Origin of the sequence: Streptomyces sp. PA03-3a (assembly GCF_033792735.1) — a bacterium.
Taxonomy (GTDB): domain Bacteria; phylum Actinomycetota; class Actinomycetes; order Streptomycetales; family Streptomycetaceae; genus Actinacidiphila.
Genome location: NZ_JARAVM010000076.1, coordinates 1 through 16,637 on the forward strand (window position 1 = coordinate 1; position 16,637 = coordinate 16,637).

At 73.6% G+C, this 16,637-nt stretch carries 9 protein-coding genes, 1 tRNA gene and 3 pseudogenes; 2 read left to right on the plus strand and 11 right to left on the minus strand.

What is annotated here, in order from left to right:
- Window positions 1-1,676, plus strand: a pseudogene (locus PV342_RS40360) (PAS domain S-box protein); the annotation flags it as partial.
- A gap of 74 nt (window positions 1,677-1,750) precedes the next feature.
- Here PV342_RS40360 and PV342_RS40365 read toward each other — a convergent pair.
- From PV342_RS40365 to PV342_RS40400, 8 genes and pseudogenes are all read right to left on the minus strand, one after another.
- Entirely contained in the window at window positions 1,751-3,400 is a 1,650-nt protein-coding gene (locus tag PV342_RS40365) for a long-chain fatty acid--CoA ligase (RefSeq protein ID WP_386989885.1), read from the minus strand.
- A 78-nt stretch (window positions 3,401-3,478) separates the two neighbouring features.
- Window positions 3,479-4,003, minus strand: coding sequence for a SigE family RNA polymerase sigma factor (locus PV342_RS40370; RefSeq protein WP_018558238.1), 525 nt, complete (start codon window positions 4,001-4,003; stop codon window positions 3,479-3,481).
- 172 nt (window positions 4,004-4,175) lie between these two features.
- A complete protein-coding gene (locus PV342_RS40375; protein WP_400799548.1) occupies window positions 4,176-5,195 on the minus strand; it encodes a DUF1906 domain-containing protein in 1,020 nt (339 codons plus the stop codon).
- 109 nt (window positions 5,196-5,304) lie between these two features.
- Window positions 5,305-6,052: pseudogene (locus PV342_RS40380) on the minus strand (thiolase C-terminal domain-containing protein); the annotation flags it as partial.
- Between the two features lie 122 nt (window positions 6,053-6,174).
- Window positions 6,175-6,771: pseudogene (locus PV342_RS40385) on the minus strand (hypothetical protein); the annotation flags it as partial.
- A 203-nt stretch (window positions 6,772-6,974) separates the two neighbouring features.
- Window positions 6,975-7,280 (minus strand): hypothetical protein, encoded by a 306-nt coding sequence (locus PV342_RS40390; protein ID WP_026250819.1) that lies wholly within the window; start codon window positions 7,278-7,280, stop codon window positions 6,975-6,977.
- Between the two features lie 536 nt (window positions 7,281-7,816).
- A complete protein-coding gene (pip, locus tag PV342_RS40395; RefSeq protein WP_500321136.1) occupies window positions 7,817-8,779 on the minus strand; it encodes a prolyl aminopeptidase in 963 nt (320 codons plus the stop codon).
- Between the two features lie 75 nt (window positions 8,780-8,854).
- Window positions 8,855-10,222 (minus strand): FtsK/SpoIIIE domain-containing protein, encoded by a 1,368-nt coding sequence (locus PV342_RS40400; RefSeq protein ID WP_500321137.1) that lies wholly within the window; start codon window positions 10,220-10,222, stop codon window positions 8,855-8,857.
- 420 nt (window positions 10,223-10,642) lie between these two features.
- Between PV342_RS40400 and PV342_RS40405 the strand changes: the two genes are divergently transcribed.
- Window positions 10,643-13,813, plus strand: a complete 3,171-nt coding sequence (locus PV342_RS40405) for an FG-GAP repeat domain-containing protein (RefSeq protein ID WP_500321139.1) — start codon at window positions 10,643-10,645, stop codon at window positions 13,811-13,813.
- A gap of 555 nt (window positions 13,814-14,368) precedes the next feature.
- Here the strand turns inward: PV342_RS40405 and PV342_RS40410 are convergent.
- The 3 genes from PV342_RS40410 to PV342_RS40420 all read right to left on the minus strand — a co-directional run.
- Window positions 14,369-14,812 (minus strand): hypothetical protein, encoded by a 444-nt coding sequence (locus PV342_RS40410; RefSeq protein WP_500321140.1) that lies wholly within the window; start codon window positions 14,810-14,812, stop codon window positions 14,369-14,371.
- A gap of 301 nt (window positions 14,813-15,113) precedes the next feature.
- Window positions 15,114-15,200: transfer RNA gene (locus PV342_RS40415), tRNA-Ser, on the minus strand.
- 60 nt (window positions 15,201-15,260) lie between these two features.
- Window positions 15,261-16,637, minus strand: a 1,377-nt coding sequence (locus PV342_RS40420) for a S1C family serine protease (protein WP_500321142.1), incomplete at its 5' end; no start/stop codon positions are given.

A 16,637-nucleotide genomic window follows, 5' to 3' on the forward strand; every position in this document is an offset into this window, starting at 1 on the left:
CCGCCGCGCCGACCACCGACGCACCGACCCCCACCGGGCGGCGCCGCGCCCTGCGGCGACCCGAGGAGCCGCAGCCCCAGGCGCAGCCCGCCCTCCCCCCGGCCCCCGTCGAGGCGGAGGAGCAGCCCACCGGCCGCAGGGCCCGCCGCGGCGGGCCGCAAGAGCCGCAGGCGGGGCTGGTGCCCGCGCTGCCCGAGGCGCCCGAGCAGAGCGCACCGGGCAACGGACGCCGTGCGCGCCGGACCACCGTCGCGGAGGCCCCGGCCGTACCGGAACTCCCCGCGCTGCCGGCCGCCCCCTCCGCCCCGGCCCCTTCCGTCCCCGCCACCCCGGCGACCGAGTGGCCGGAGGCCCAGGGTTCGGCCCGCCGGCCGCGCGGCATCGTGGAGAGCACCCCTCGCCCGTCGGCGATCGTCGACCCGCGACGGCTCCCGCCGCCCACCCCGGCGCCGCAGCCGGAACCACTGGCCATCGAGCCGCCGATGATCCCGGAGCAGACGCAGCGCAGCCCGGAACCGCAGCCCGTGGCACAGCCCCAGCCGGTCGCGCCACCGCAACCGCAACCGCAGCCCATGGTCCCGCCCCAGGCACTGCCGCCCGCACCGCCGCAGCCGCAACCGCAGCCGCAGCCGCAGCCCGAGGCGCAGGCCCCGCAGAACGACGGCGGTACGCAGGGCCGGGCGATCAGCGTGCGGACCCTCGGGCAGGGCGTCGCCTTCGCCCAGCAGATCAACGAGCAGGTCGCCCAGCCGTCGAGTGGTTCCGGACGGCGCCGCAAGCTGGCCACCCCCGCGGAGCCCGGGCCCGCGCAGCCCGCCGCGCCCGTGGCCGTCAACGGCACGGAGACCCCCGGCCGGGCGTACGCCATAGGCGCTCCCACGGAGGACACCGAGGGCCCCGAGCCGCTCGACGGTCCCAACGGCGCCGTCGACGTCACGGAGGAGAGCGGCCAGGAGCCCGGGGCCGTCCTGGACGAGCCGCGCCGCCTGCTGGTCTGGCCGGAGCCGGACGTCGCCACCCGCCAGGCGCTGACCGACCGCGGCTACCGTCCGGTCGTCGTCCGCTCGCGCGAGGAGGTCGACGCGCAGGTCGCCGAGCCGCCCGCCGCGCTGTTCGTGGACCCGCTCACCGGGCCCATCACCCGGACCGCCCTGCAGTCGCTGCGTCAGGCGGCGGCGCAGGCCGAGGTGCCGGTGCTCGTCACGGCCGGCCTCGGCCAGGCGACCCGCGAGGCCGCGTACGGGGCCGACCCCGCCGTGCTCCTCAAGGCGCTGGCGCCGCGGGACAGCGAGCAGCACCCGCCGCGGGTGCTGCTGATCGAGGCCCACACCGCGATCGCGCAGGCCTTCACGGCGACGCTGGAGCGGCGCGGGATGCACGTCGCGCACGCCCAGTCAGAGGCGGACGCGATGACGCTCGCCGCGCAGGTGCACCCGAACCTCGTGGTGATGGACCTGATGCTCATCCGCCGCAGGCGGCAGGGGATCGTCGACTGGCTGCGCACGAACGGCCGGCTGGAGCGCACGCCGATGGTCGTCTACACGGCGGGCGACATCAACCCGGCGGAGCTGCCGCGGCTGGCGTCCGGCGAGACGGTGCTCTTCCTCGCGGAGCGCTCGACCAGCGCGGACGTCCAGGGACGCATCGTCGACATGCTCGGCAAGATCGGCTCCTGAGGGCCCACCGCACGACACGAGCCGGGCCCCGAAGGGGGGTCCCCCCCGGGGCCCGGCCGCCACGTTCCGCGTGGTCAGACGAGCTTGGTGACGTCCAGCTCTCCCGCCGCGTACTGGCGGCGGATCACCTTCTTGTCGAACTTGCCGACCGAGGTCTTCGGCACCGACGGGATGACGGCCCAGCGCTCGGGCAGCTGCCAGCGGGCGACGCTCTCGCCGAGGAAGGTCCGCAGCTCCTCGTAGCCGACCGCGCTGCCGTCCTTGAGGACGACCGTGGCGAGCGGCCGTTCGCCCCAGCGCTCGTCGGGCACGGCCACCACCGCCGCCTCGGCGACGTCCGGGTGGGCCATGATGGCGTTCTCCAGCTCGACGGAGGAGATCCACTCACCGCCCGACTTGATGACGTCCTTGGCGCGGTCGGTCAGCGTCAGGTAGCCGTCGTGGGTGATGGTGCCGACGTCCCCGGTGCGCAGCCAGCCGTCGGGGCTGAACTTGTCCTCGGGGCGCAGCGCCTCGGCGTCGGCGCCGCCGTAGTAGGCCGCGGCGATCCACGGCCCGCGGACCTCCAGTTCGCCCGCGGACTCGCCGTCCCAGGGCAGCACCTCGCCGGACGGGCCGACCAGCCGGGCCTCCACGGACGCGGGGAAGCGGCCCTGGGTGATCCGGTACGGCCACTGCTCCTCCTCGGTGAGGCCGGCCGGCGGGTGGGCCATGGTGCCCAGCGGGGAGGTCTCGGTCATGCCCCAGGCGTGGAGGAGTCGGACGCCGAGCTTGTCGTACGCCTCCATCAGGGAGGGCGGGCAGGCGGAGCCGCCGATGGTGACGTGGCCCATGCTGCCGATGTCGCGCGGCTTGGCGGCGAGTTCGGCGAGCAGGCCCTGCCAGATGGTGGGGACGGCGGCGGCGTGCGTGGGACGCTCGGCCTCGATCATCTCGGCGAGCGGGCCGGGCTGCAGGAAGCGGTCCGGCATCAGCATGTTGATGCCGGTCATGAAGGTGGCGTGCGGCAGTCCCCAGGCGTTGACGTGGAACTGGGGCACGACGACCAGCGTGGTGTCGCTGTCGGTCAGGCCCATCGACTCGGCCATGTTGACCTGCAGGGAGTGCAGGTAGATCGAACGGTGCGAGAACAGCACGCCCTTGGGGTCGCCGGTGGTGCCGGAGGTGTAGCACATGGCGGCCGCGGAGCGCTCGTCCAGCTCCGGCCAGTCGTAGCGGTCCGGACGGCCCTCGATGAGGGACTCGTAGGCGTGCAGGGCGGGACGGCAGCCCTCCAGCGGCGAGGTGTCGCCGGGGCCGACGACCACGATGTGCTCGACGGACTCCATCGCCGGCAGCAGCGGCGCCAGCAGCGGGATGAGGGTGCCGTTCACCAGGATCACGCGGTCGGCCGCGTGGTTGGCGATGAAGACCAGCTGGTCGGCGGGGAGCCGGAGGTTGAGCGTGTGGAGGACCGCGCCCATGGAGGGGATCGCGAAGTACGCCTCCACGTGTTCCGCGTTGTTCCACATCAGCGTCGCGACACGGTCGTCCGGTTCGACGCCGAGCTCGTCGCGGAGAGCGTGCGCCAGCCGGGCGGCGCGAGCACCGATCTCGGCGAACGAGCGGCGCTTCGGCTCGCCTTCGCCGGTCCAGGTCGTGACCTGCGACCGGCCGTGCACCGTCGAGCCGTGGGTCAGGATCCGGGACACCAGCAGGGGAACGTCCTGCATTGTGCTCAGCACCGGGCGCCTCCTCGTTGAAGCGGCTACGCGTGGGTAGGTGGGTGCTGAGATTCTGCTGGCATACCGATCGGTATGTCACTACCCCAGGCGCAATTCGGGGTCTTCCCGGAGTTTGCCCAGGGCCCGCGAGACCGCGCTCTTGACCGTGCCCACCGAGACCCCGAGCGCCTCGGCGGTCTGCACCTCGCTCATGTCCTCGTAGTACCTGAGGACGACCATCGCCCGCTGGCGGACGGGCAGCCGGGCGATCGCGCGCAGCAGCGCGTCGCGCTGGGCCTGCTGCTCGGCCGCGTCGGGGCCCGCGACGGCGTGGCCGTACGGCTCGGGCAGCTCGTCGGTGGCGTACTCCTCGACCCGGCGCCTGCGCCACTGCGAGGTGCGGGTGTTGACCAGCGTGCGGCGCACGTAGCCGTCCAGCGCCCGGTGGTCGTCTATCCGGTCCCATGCCAGGTAGGTCTTGGTCAGCGCGGTCTGCAACAGGTCCTCGGCGTCGCAGGGGTTGGCGGTGAGCGAGCGCGCGGTCCGCAGCAGCGCCGGGCCCTTGGCCCGGACGTAGCGGGTGAACTGGGCCTGCGAGGCGCTTGTGCACACGGGCGTGGTCATGGCTCCACGCTAGGAGCCGGTCCGCGTACGGGGGATCCGCCGCAGGTGCCGAAGCGGGGTCACCCTGAAGTCGTAGGACGGGGGCCCGCCCCACCTCCGGAGGGCTGAGGCCGCACCCGCCGCCCCTACGGGTCACCCCGCAGGGACGGCGCCCTCACGGCCGCCCGCCGCGTCATCCGACGACGGCCACCGGCCCGTCCAGCCGGTTGCGGTCGATCGCCAGCCGCCGGCCGCCGTGCTTCTCGCGCACGCTGCCGGAGTACTGGTGGATGCGGCCGTGCGGATGCCAGGCGTCCCGGTCGAGCACCGGTTCGCTGCGTACCGCCGGTTTCCCCTGCCAGCGGGCGAACCAGACGGCGCGCGGCAGGTCGTCGTAGCCCTCCCGGCGGGCCCGCTCGATGTGCCGGATGCCCGACTCCGAACTGCTGTAGAGACCCGGCAGGTAGCCGGCGTCGTCGACCTCGCGGTCCCAGGCCCGGATGAAGTCGAGGGTCTGGTCGGCGCAGCGGGACCGCTTGGCGTTGTACGCCTCCATGTCGAGGTAGAGCGCGCTGCCCGGCTCGAAGCCGAGGGCGGCGGCCCTGCGCACGGCGTCCCAGCCCTCGCTCGCGCCCTGGCCCCAGGGGTCGTCGGTGCTGATCCGGTGGTTGCGCAGGTGTCCGCCGCGCACGCAGGGCGACTGCGAGCCCACGTAGATCGGCAGGATGCGCCAGCCCATCCGGTGCACCGAGCGCACCCAGTGGCGGTTGAGGTGGCGCTGGGTGCTGCAGGCGCGGGCGCGGCCGCCGTAGTAGACGCCGACGGCGCGGTACTTGGAGCGCAGCCAGGCGCGCATCGTGGACAGCGGAGGCGTGCGGCAGGTGTCGAAGCCGTAGCCGCGGTAGACCCGGGTCGGGCCTCCCCCGGAGGGGGCGCGCTCGTCGCCGCCGAGGCCGTAGGGGAGGTCGAGGCCGTCGAGGAGGCCGGTGTCGGCGAAGCCGTACGGACCGTCGTCACCGTCGTCGCCAGGCGCCTGGGCCGGCCGGTACGCCCGGGCCGGGGCTGGCGTGGAAGCCGTCACCGAGGCGGGCTCGGCGACCGGCCCCGCGGGACGCGGCACGACGGCCTCGGCCGCGGTGGGCCCGGCCAGGAGGCAGGCAAGCACCATCGCCACGATCGCCCCGTGTCGGATGATCGGCTTGTGTTCGCGCATGGGTCGAGTGAACGCGTGCGGCTACCCGCCGCCGGGTGAGCCACGCCCCGCTGTCAGCCGTACGCAGCAACACCCGGCCCCGGATGGGCCGCCGGGCGCCGGGACCCGCTCAGTCCGCCGCGCCGAGCAGCAGTCCGGAGGTCGGCACCCCCGTACGGCCGTGACGGGGACGTGGGCCGCGCCGGGGCCCTGGTTGACGCCGGTGCCGGGCAACTGCCGCACCGCCTCCGCGATGCCGTGCATCCCGTGCGGGTACGCCTCGCCGAGCTGGCCGCCAGGGGCGTTGACGGGCAGCCTCCCGCCCGGCTCCAGACCGCCGTCGGCGGCGAAGGCGGCCGCCTCGCCGCGCCCGCGGAACCCGCACTTCTCCAATCGCATCGGAATGAAAGGGGTGAAGTGGTCGTAGAGCACGGCGGTGTCGACGTCCTTCGGCCCGAGACCGGAGGTGCGCCACAACTGGCGGGCCACGGCCGCAGACTCGGACAGCCCGCACAGATCATGGCCAGCCCGGTAGTAGCCAGCCATCTGCTCCTGGCCGCGCCCTGCGCCGCCGCCCCGACCACCGCCGGCGGGTGCCGCAGGTCGCGGGCGCGTTCGGCGGAGGTGACGACCAGGGCCTGACCGCCGTCGGTCTCCTGGCAGCAGTCGAGCAGGCGCAGCGGTTCGACGATCCACCGCGAGGCGGCGTGGTCGGCCAGGGTGACGGGGCGGCCGTGGAAGTACGCGGCCGGGTTGGTCGCGGCGTGCCGGCGCCCGGCGACGGCGACATGGCCGAAAACCTCCGGTTCGAGCCCGTATGCAGCTTCGGCCAGTTCGACCAGGGCGACCGCGTACGGGGGGTCGAGGGCGGGGAACGGCGGGTGGTGCACGACGACACGGCTGAAGACGGTGCCGCGCCCGCAGGCCGGTAGCGTGTCCCAGGCGTCGGAGCCGGAGTGTTGCAGCCGGGGAGCCACGGCAGCCTCAGGGTGCCGCAGGAGGAGCAGCGTTGGATGAGCAACTCGTTCCGCTCGACGCCCTCCCAGTACCCGGCGTTGTCGCGGTTGACGACCGGACGGGGCCGTCGCGGCCGCTCGCCCGGCGCCCGCGCGGGGGCGTACTCGAGGATGCGGAAGCGGTGGCGCCCGGCGAGTTCGCCGTCCGCGCGGACGTCCATCCGCGTCGTGACGAAGTGGCCGCCGCCGAGCCGGGTGGTCTTGCGCGGCGACACGGATGCGATCACCGCGTCGAAGGTGATCCGCTCGCCGGGGTGCAGCGGCCGCAGGTACTCCTGCTCGCAGTCGGTGGCGACGACCGCGGTGCAGCCGGCCCCGTCGAGCAGCGCGAGGAGTTCGTCGTAGGCGCCGGCCCGGGAGCCGCCCCCGGCGGCGCCCGGGTGGCCGGCGAGCCCGCGCATGGTCCACACCTGGAGCATGGGGGCCGGTGCCGTGCCGTCCGGCGGGACGGGATGGCCCAGCGCCTCGCACCAGTGCCTGATCATGGGCGCGTTGACGGGGTCCCCGCCCTCGCCCGCGACGGCGGCGGGGCGTCCTTCGTACGCCGCCAGCCGCTCGTACAGGTCGTCGTCGGTCGTCATGGCCGCCGTCACCGCCCCCAGCTTCTGACTGGCCGTCAGATTAATGAGAGGGCGGCACCACTGCCAAGACGTCCGGACCGGGTGAAGTTGTCCACAGGCTGTGGACGACGCCGGACGCGACTGCGCGACGGCAGTGAGGCTGCCGTCGCGCAGTCGACCCCTTCAGCCCCTCGGCCCGCCACCCCGGCGGCGGGCCGGCCCGCTCACCACATGGGCCCGAAGTGGATGTTCAGCGTGGGCTGGTTGATGGTGGTGAAGGCTGAACCGACCACGCTGGCCGTGCTGTTCTGATTGGAGGCCCCCGCGCCGGTCGCCGCCTGCTGCGTGGTCGTCACCGTCCCGAAGTTGTCGCGGCCCACGTTGCCGCCGCTGTTGCTCACCACGGTCGCGTTGGAGGTGCCACCCGCCACGGCGCCGTTGTCGGCCACCGCCGTGCCGGCGAACAGCGCCGCCGCCAGCGGCAGTGCGGCCAGGGCGGCCATGACTCGGGCGGTACGGATGCTTCCCATGTGTTTCCCTCCGAGGAGTGGATACGAGGTGCGCGGCGCGGCCGGCCGACCGCTCCGCCGGCTCTGCGACGTCGCCGCAACCAGAGTTGCCCAGCACCGCGGCGGACAAGCCGGACCTTGATCCCTTTCGCTCGCAAGCGTGATGATCTGTCGACAAACCTCCACAACCACCACAAGCGACCCGACCGCCCCCGCCCGTGCCGGCACGACCCGGGCCCCCTGGGCGCGGAATCGTTCCGGCACGGCTTTCGGCCAATCCCGGCGCCCGCCCTCCCCGGACCGGACACCGCCCGGGTGGCCACCGTGCTGCCGTTCGAGCGGATGCCGCCCCCCAGTGGTGCGTGGCGCACCGGAAGGCAGCCGTCCGCTTCCTACGCTCCGGCTGACGGACCGCGCCGCCCGTCGCGTTCCGCGCTCGGACGTCCCCGCCCGGCCGCACCGCTTCCCTGGGGAGAGATGTGACCCGGTCCCGTACCCGATCCCCACTGGCCCGGCGTGCGGGAGGGGGCGGTACGACCGCGCCCGCCCGCGCACGGTCAGCGCGTGCCGAAGCGCCGCGCCGCCGCCATGACCGCCTCCCCCATGGCGGGGCTTCCCGTGTGACCGGAGTCGTCGATCACCTGGAGCTCCGCCCCGGGCCACGCCTTCGCCAGCTCCCACGCGGTCGTCAGCGGACTGCCCAGGTCCAGCCGCCCGTGGATCAGCACCCCCGGGATGCCCGCGAGGCGGTGCGCGTCCCGCAGCAGCTGTCCCTCCTCCAGCCAGGCGCCGTGGGCGAAGTAGTGCGCGCAGATCCGCACGAAGGCGACCAGGTCGTCGTCCGGCCGGTCGCCGTAGGCCCCCGGCTTGCCGTTGGTCTCGTGGGCGATGACCGCGTCCTCCCAGGTGATCCAGTCGCGTACGGCCTGCTCCCGCACCGCGGGGTCCGGGCTGCCGAGCAGCCGGTCGTACGCGGCCGGGAGGTTCCCGTCCCGTTCCCCGGGCGGCACCCCGTCCCGGAACGCCTCCCACGGGCCCGGCACCAGCCGGGCCACGCCCCGGTAGAGCCAGTCGATCTCCTCCCGCCGGGTCGTGGTGACCCCGACGATCACGATCTCCGACACCCGCTCCGGGTACCGCTGCGCGTACGCCAGGATCAGCGTCGAGCCCCACGAGCCGCCGTACAGCATCCACCGCTCGACGCCGAGGTGTTCGCGCAGCCGCTCCATGTCGGCGATCAGGTGCTCGGTGGTGTTGTGCTCGAGCGACACCGCCGGGTCCGAGGCGTGCGGCAGGCTCTGCCCGGACCCCCGCTGGTCGAAGAGCACGATCCGGTACACCTGCGGATCGAAGGTCCTCCTGCTGCCCCTCTTGCCCCCGGAACCCGGGCCCCCGTGCACGCACAGGACCGGTTTGCCCTCCGGGTTGCCACTGGTCTCCCAGTGGACGCGCTGCCCGTCCCCGACGCCGAGCAGCCCCGACGCGTACGGCTCGATCGGCGGAAATCCCGCTGCTGCCATGACGATCCCCTCCTTTGCACCGGCGAACGACCCCCGCGAGGCTAGCCGTTCACGCGCCGCGCCGCGGGACCCGCGTCACTCGGGGCCCGAGCGGGGCCGGGGGAAGGGCCCGGGCTCCTCAGGGCCGTCCTCCTCGCCCTGGGCGGAGGGACGGTGGCGGTCCAGTGCCGGCAGGTCGGGCACCAGGTGGGCGTGGGCCCGGCAGACGGCCGCGGTCTCGGCGATCGACACCAGCGGGGTACGGATGTGGGACCAGCCGCCCGAGGCGTCGCCCGCCACCGCGACGCCCACCCGGTCCCGTGCGATGGCGGTCGCGGCGGTCGTCGCCTCGGACGAGATGTCGCCGAGACCCACCTCTGCGGTCTGCTTGCTGACGCGGTGCACGACGCGCCCGGAGAGCTGGGACCGGAGCGTGGCGGCGCCCTTGCCGAGCTCGACCCCGAAGCGCTGCCCGCAGATCTCCAGGTAGATGCCGACCGCGCGGGCCCGCTGGGCCAGCCGGATCAGGTTCGCCACCATCCGGTCCCGGCGTTCCTCGTCCTTCTTCGTCGTACTGAGGAAGAGTTCGGCGATCTCGTCGACCAGCACCACGACGGGCACCGGCCGCACGTACGCGGGCAGCCCCCAGATGTCGGAGGCCACCTCCTCGTCCGGGCTGTCCAGCGCCGTGCGCTGGCACTCCTTGAGCAGCGCGAAGCGGTGCTCCATCTCCCCCACCAGCGTGTCCAGCAGCTCCGCCGCCTGCTCCCGGTCGGTCGCCAGGGCCGACAGCCGGGCCGCGTAGGGGATCTGCTCCACCCCGCCCTTGCAGTCGATCCCCACCAGGGCCACCGGCAGCCTGGCCAGGTTCATGATCAGGTTGCGCTGGTAGACCGACTTGCCCGACTGGTTCGCCCCGAGGGTGAGCGCGTGCGGGATCTCCCGGTAGTTGCGCACGAACGCCGTCCCGTCGTCCCGCAGCGCCACCGGCACCACCATCGGCCCGGACGGCAGGCGGCGCGGCATCCGCACGTCGCGGAGCACGTCGTAGCAGGTCATCCGCAGCTCCACCACCCCGGGCCCGAGCTCGACCACGTGCACCGCGTGCACTCCCCACGCGTGGCGCAGGCGGCTGGACGCCGCGGCCACGTCGGCCGGCTCCAGCCCGCCCGGCAGCCGCAGCCGCACCCGCAGGCCGGTCAGCGAGCCGCCCAGCCGGCGGATCCTCGGCGGCACCGGCCGCGCCTCCCGGCGCCCCACCACCCACCCCGCCAGCGCCCGCGCCCGCGACGGCGGTACGGCCAGCCCGCAGGCCGCCATCGTGGAACCGTAGGTCGACAGGAACCGCCCCCAGGCCAGCGGCAGCCCGAACAGCAGCCAGAACGCGACCGGGAACCGTTGACGGCCGTAGGCCAGGCCACCGGCCGCGGCCAGCAGCAGACCCAGGAGCGCGACACCCGTCATGGTGATCAGCCCTTGCCGTTCGGGACGACGGCCGGCACCGGCACGGTGCCCGCCCGCGGGCGCGCGGGCAGATCCCATGACCGGTTTGACCGTTAAGCGTATTCTTCCAGCCGCGCCCCTCCCGCCCGGTCACCGACACCGGGGTTCCACCCATGGGGCCGCGCCCCGTCCGGCCGATGACCGCGGGCCGGCCGCGGCGAGGACCCGGCGGACCCGCCTCGACATTTCGACGCTTCAGCCCTCGACGGTCGTTCACCCCACCAGGCCTCGGCGGCGGTTGACCGAGCGGCTAGCCTCTACCCTGCGCAGAGCCGACAAGAGCACGCCGTGGCCACTGGGGGGTGGCGCGAGCCGATGCGAGCGGCCACCGTCCGGCGCCGCCGCGCGGCGGCGCACCGACACATCCCTGAGGGGGGAGACGTGGGGGCACCGTCCCGAACGTCGATCGATCCACTGTCCACCCGCCGCAGACGCGGAACCGGCCTGACGGCCCGCGCCGCCGCCACCGTCCTGGCGGTCGCGGCCACAGCCGTCCCGCTCGCCGTGGACGCGCCGCCCGCTCTGGCCGCCCAGGAGGTCACGGCGGCGGACTCGGCCCACGAGGTCGTGATCCCGCCCGCCGACCGGGCCACACCCCGCGTGGACACCCCGCTGGCCGGGGGTACCACCGGTTTCCTGCACCAGCAGGAGGGCCGGGACGGCTACACCTGGACGGACTTCGCGAGCGGCACCTCGACGCAGGTGCCCGGCCTGCAGAACCTTCAGGCCAACGCGCTCGTGAGCCCCGTCGGCGGCGACCTGCTCGCCGTCTCCCCGAGCCCGGTCCGCGGCACCACCTGGTACACCGTGCTCGATCCGCACACCGGTGAGCGCCGCGACGTGCAACTCCCGGCCGGTCACACCTTCCGGGGCACCGTCGGGGACAAGGTGCTCGCCCTGAGGTCCACGACCGGCACCACCGGCTCCGCAGGCGTGCTCCTCGACACCGGCTCAGAGCCCGCGCCGCCGATATCCGTCACAGGGCTGCCCACCGGCGCCCAGCCGAGCAGCTTCTCCCTGCAGCCGACAGCCGTGGACGGCGGCACTGCGGTGATCTCGTACCGGCAGGACGGCGCATACCGCTACGGGCTGCTGGACGCCGACACGGGCGTGGTCACCCCCCTCCCCGAGACCTTCGCCGGCGAGGGTCTGCGCATCATGCTCACCGCGGACCGCGTCGCCTGGTGGGGGCAGGGCTTCGCCGAGCTGCGCTGGCTGCCCCGCGCCGATGTCTCCTCCGAGGTGCGGAAGTTCCCGCTGCCCGACGGCGCCTCTCCCGTGGCCCTGTCCGGCGACACCCTCCTCACCTCGGGCCCGGACACCACCTCGGGCACCACACTCGGCCGGCCGCTCACCGCCCGGCCGCTCGACGGCGGCGAACCGGCCAGTGCGCTCGACCACATCGCACTCGTCTCGGACCACGCACCGCGGACCACGGACGGGAGCGCCCTGCTCGTAGGAGGCTCCGGCACCGGGGACTGGGCTGTGCACCGTTTCACCGGGACCACCCACGAGACGGTCCAGCCGCTGCCCCCGGTGATCGCGAAGGTCCTCGGCCTGAACCTGCAGCGTGGCACTCTCAACCGGGTGGACAGCACCGGGGGCAAACTCACCATCCACCAGCAGGACGTCGGTACCGGCCAGGACCCCGTCGCGGGAGCGGCCAAGCCGCTGCCCGCGGGAATGCCGGCCACCGCCGTGCGTTGCGCCACGGGCGAGGACTGCGTGCGGCTCGTGGAGGGCAACTGGTACGGCCTGTCCTTCCTGTCCGAAACCGGCGGGCGGACGTACCTGGAGACCCGGGTCGACGCCTACACCTCGCACCTGCGGATGGAACTGCCGGGAAGCGGCGGCGAGGTCAGGGACGCGTCGACGTCGTACGTGGTGGTCGACGGGGGCTCCCCGAGGACCCAGTACATCGTCTCCCCGGGCTACGACAAGGTCATACGCAGCCGCCAGGTTCAGGCCGCGGCGCTGTGGTACTCCACCCTGTGGAGCGCGTCCACTGTCGCACCCGGCACATTGACCGCCGAGCGGCTGACCCTGGAGGCCACCACCCCGGGCAAGCCCGTCCGGACAGTGCGGACCGGTGCCGCCTGCGTGCCCACCGAACTCCAGGCGACGGCGCGTTGGCTGTACTGGTCCTGCGGCCCCGACGGACAGGCCGGGGTATACGACCTGACGAACGACCGCGGCTTCACGGTGCCGTCCGGCCCCGCCATGCTCGGCGACGGCTACGTCGTACGGCACGACCGCGCGGTGGGCGAACTCCGGCTCACCGACTTCCACACCGGCACCCCGGTCGCCGAGCGCACCCTCGCCGCCCTCTCCGCCGGGACGCTCGCGGACGCCCGCAGGATCACCTGGACCGTCGACAAGTACAGCGGCCACGTCGGCTACGTGGACGCCGACCGCCGCGTGCACGTGCTGGCGGACGGAGTCCCGGACTCCGCCCCGGTCATCGGCGAGGGGTCCGGCTCCGAGGCCGTCGCACCGAGGTCCCCCACGGGGTACTACTCGACCTGGAACGCCACGGTGCAGGTCAGCCGGCCTGTGGACTCCTGGGAGATGGCCGTCACCCAGAAGGCCACCGGTCGCCGCGTCGCCCTGCTGCGCGGCGGGGCCGAACCAGGTCCCCACGGCGTCCAGGCCTCGTGGAACGGCAGGGAGTCGAGCGGCGCCCCCGCTCCGAGCGGTGTCTACACCTGGCAGCTCAGCGTCCGCTCCGGCGGCGGCACCACGCCGGTGCGGCTGGGCGGCGGCGAATTCAGCGTGCTGTGCGGCGCCCTGCCGACCCACGTCTACGACTGCGACGGCTTCCCCGACATGGTGGCCGTCCGGAAGGACGGCAGGACCGATTCCTGGGAGGGCCACCCCAAGGGGCACTTCTACAATCGCGGCTACACCGCGGACTGGCCGGTCTCCTCCACCCTCGTACCGGCCGGCGACCTCACCGGCGACGGGAACGCGGACATGCTGGTCCGCAACTCCGCCGGTGAACTGCGCCTGTACCGGGGCATCGGCCAGGTCTACTTCGCCCGCGGCACCAACAAGTCCTCGCTGATCGGCAAGGGCTGGAACACCTACAACGTGCTGACGTCACCCGGGGACCTCACCCGCGACGGCCGGCCCGACCTGGTCGGCCGTGACAAGTCGGGCGGGCTCTGGCGGTACTCGGCGGACGGCAAGGGCGCCTACAAGGCCCGGGTACGCGTCGCCGGCGGCCTGTCCGGCTACACCGCCCTGGTGGGCGCGGGCGACCTCAACGGCGACGGGAACGGCGACCTGCTGGGCCGCGACAAGGCCGGCGTCCTCTACCGCTGGTTCGGCAACGGCAAGGGCGGCTTCGGCGGCCGCACGAAGATCGCCTCGGGCTTCAACGCGTACAACTCCATGGTCGGCATCGGCGACCTCACCCAGGACGGCCGCAACGACCTGATCACCCGCGACACCAAAGGCAACCTGTACCGCTGGGCGGGCAACGGCAAGGGCGCCTTCGGAAGCCGGGTGAAGATCGGCACCGGCTGGAGCGGCTACAAGATCCTCTTCTGAGCGCGACCGCCCGGAACATGAGGAAGGGGTGCCCCCGTGTCTTGGGGCACCCCTTCTGTCCAGGGCCTCGGATGTGGTCCCCGGCGGCATCGCTGCCACGACGGTTCTCCATACCTTCCACCCCGCGTGTAGGCGACCGATAAGGCCGCCGGCAGGGAATGAGATTCGGCTGCCTGACACCCGGCCGGGCCACCGTCGTGGCGACCTCGCCGTCTCGTCCACCTGCCGCGCCTGGCGGATCGCCGAGGCCGGCCGGCGCCTGAAGGCCGCCGCGCCCCTGGCGTGCCCGATCGGACGCGGAACCACGAAGAAGGGCGCCCCCGTGTCTTGGGGCTCAAGGGCCCACTCCGCTCGCCGCGCGAGCCGACGAAGGGAAGAACGGCCGGCGCGTGGCCGGGGCGGTCGGCTCCATGGCTTCAGGCCGGCTACAGGCAACCACGCAACCACCATGAGGCAGGGGAGGAACCAGCCGCTGCGCGGTCAGCGTACGGGCCCCGATCTCTCGCCCCATGGCATCTCCCGCCCGAAGCCGTTACGCCGACCTCTGTTCTGATCTCACCACTTTCCCGCGAGCACCCGGATGCGGTGCCCCAGCACCTTGCCGAAGGCGGCAGTGAAGTGAGGATCAAGGGGCGGCCAGTCGTCGAACTCGAAGCCGAGGTAGGCGAAGGCGAAGTAGTCGCGTGTCCAGTCCCAGTCGGGAAGCGGAGCGCGGCGAGTGCAAGCCTGGCAGCCGAGGTCAGCCGCGCCCGTGGTGTACCAGGTGTCGATGACCTCACCGGACCAGGTGGAGGTCGCGCTCTGGCAGCGAGGACAGATCGGGTCAGGGACTCTGCCCATACCGGCGAGGAAGACGGTACGACCCGCCACGACCCGCAACTCCCCGCAAGGCTCCTCCTCCAACTCCTTGATCCGGGCCCGCCAGTCCGGCGGGACCAGCTCGACGGCCTCCCGCCAGCGTGGCCCGGCCAACTGCACCAGACCCTCTTGCCACGGCACCGGGCGGATGAACCCTTCCGCCTCAAGCCACTCCCTACCACGCTCGCCCCATGTCACCGCCTCTTCTGCTGAGGCATCCAGGTCCACAACGGTCTGCTGGTAGGTCCCCATGGCCTTCCCCCGCCTCCATGATTGTTCTGGGCCAGCACCGGCCTCAGGTTAGGCGAGCGACCCGTTCGTGCCCCTTCCGTGCCCGATCAGACGGGGAACCACGGGGAAGCACGGTGCCGTCGTGCATGAAGAAGGGGCGCCCCCGTGTCTTGGGGCACCCCTTCTGTCCAGCGCCTTCGCCGGCCTACTGCGGAGAGTGTGGGATTTGAACCCACGGTGACATCGCTGCCACGACGGTTTTCAAGACCGTTCCCTTAGGCCGCTCGGGCAACTCTCCCCGCGCCGCGGGGTCCGGGTGGTGGGCCGGGCGGCGCGGGGGACAGCCTAACGGGTCGGCTCAGCTGGTGCTGTCGCCCTTGCGTTCGCCGAGGGTGACGGTGGCCGTGCGGGTCTGGCCGCCGCGGGTGTACGTGAGGTCGACCTTCTCGCCGGGCTGGTGCTGCCAGATCTCGCCGATGAGGGTGGGGCTGGAGTCGACCACCGTGTCGTCGAACTTGGTGATGACGTCGCCGGCGCGCAGGCCCGCCTGGTCGGCGGGGCCGCCCGCGGTGACGGCGTCGGCGCCGGTGGCGATCTTGGCGCCCTCGCCGTTGTAGCTGGAGTCCACGTGGACGCCGATGACGGCGTAGACGGGCTCGCCGGTCTTGATCAGGCCCTCGGCGACGCGGCGGGCCTGGTCGATGGGGATGGCGAAGCCCAGGCCCACGCTGCCGGACTGGGCGGCACCGTCGTTGCCGCCGGTGGACTGGATGGCGGAGTTGATGCCGATGACCGCGCCCTCGGAGTTGAGGAGGGGCCCGCCGGAGTTGCCGGGGTTGATCGAGGCGTCGGTCTGTATGGCGCTCATGTAGGAGGCGTTGGAACCCTCGCCGTCGCTGGAGGCGATGGGACGGTGCAGCGCGCTGACGATGCCGGTGGTGACGGTGCCGGAGAGCCCGAAGGGGGCGCCGATGGCGATGGTGGAGTCGCCGACGGCCACCTTGTCGGAGTCGCCGAGGGCGAGCGGGGTGAGCTTGTCGGGGGTGACCCCCTTGAGCTTGATGACGGCGACGTCGTAACCCTGGGCGCGGCCGACGACCTCGGCCTCGTACTTCTTGCCGTCGGAGAACGTGGCCGTGAGCTTGCCGCCGTCGGCGGCCGGGGCGACGACGTGGTTGTTGGTGAGGATGTGGCCTTCCTTGTCGTAGACGAAGCCGGTGCCGGTGCCGCTCTCCTGGCGGCCGGTCGCCTCGATCGTCACGACGCTGGGAAGGGCCTGCTTGGCGATGCCCGCGACCGAGTCGGCCGCGCGGCTGAGGTCCTTGGGGTTGCCGACCGAGGAGACGGTGGTCGAGGCGTTGTCGTTGCGGTCCGCGGCCCAGAAGCCGACGCCGCCGCCGACGCCGCCCGCGACGAGCGCGGCGACCAGCACGGCGGCGACCAGGCCGCCGGTGCCGCGCTTCTTGGGCGCCGGGGCGGCCGGCACCGGCGTGCCCCAGACCGGGCCCGCGGGACCGGACGGACCCATGGGGCCGAAGGGACCGGCGGGACCGCCGTACGGCTGGGTGGGCGGCGGCGCGACCGGCGGCAGGGGCGAGGTGTGCACCTCGGCGGGCGGCGCCGCGGGGGCGGCCGGGGGAACGGCCTCGGGCGCCTGGGACACCGGGGGCGCCGGGGACTGCGGCGCCGCGGGGGCCGGGGGGGTGCGGTTGCGGGGGTCGGCGCTGAGCCTCGG

Excerpts from the sequence above, each read along its gene's own strand:
- PV342_RS40375 (WP_400799548.1), bottom strand. The coding sequence starts at position 5,195 with ATGCGCGAACACAAGCCGATCATCCGACACGGGGCGATCGTGGCGATG.
- PV342_RS40400 (WP_500321137.1), bottom strand. The coding sequence starts at position 10,222 with ATGACGGGTGTCGCGCTCCTGGGTCTGCTGCTGGCCGCGGCCGGTGGC.
- pip (WP_500321136.1), bottom strand. The coding sequence starts at position 8,779 with ATGGCAGCAGCGGGATTTCCGCCGATCGAGCCGTACGCGTCGGGGCTG.
- PV342_RS40390 (WP_026250819.1), bottom strand. The coding sequence starts at position 7,280 with ATGGGAAGCATCCGTACCGCCCGAGTCATGGCCGCCCTGGCCGCACTG.
- PV342_RS40370 (WP_018558238.1), bottom strand. The coding sequence starts at position 4,003 with ATGACCACGCCCGTGTGCACAAGCGCCTCGCAGGCCCAGTTCACCCGC.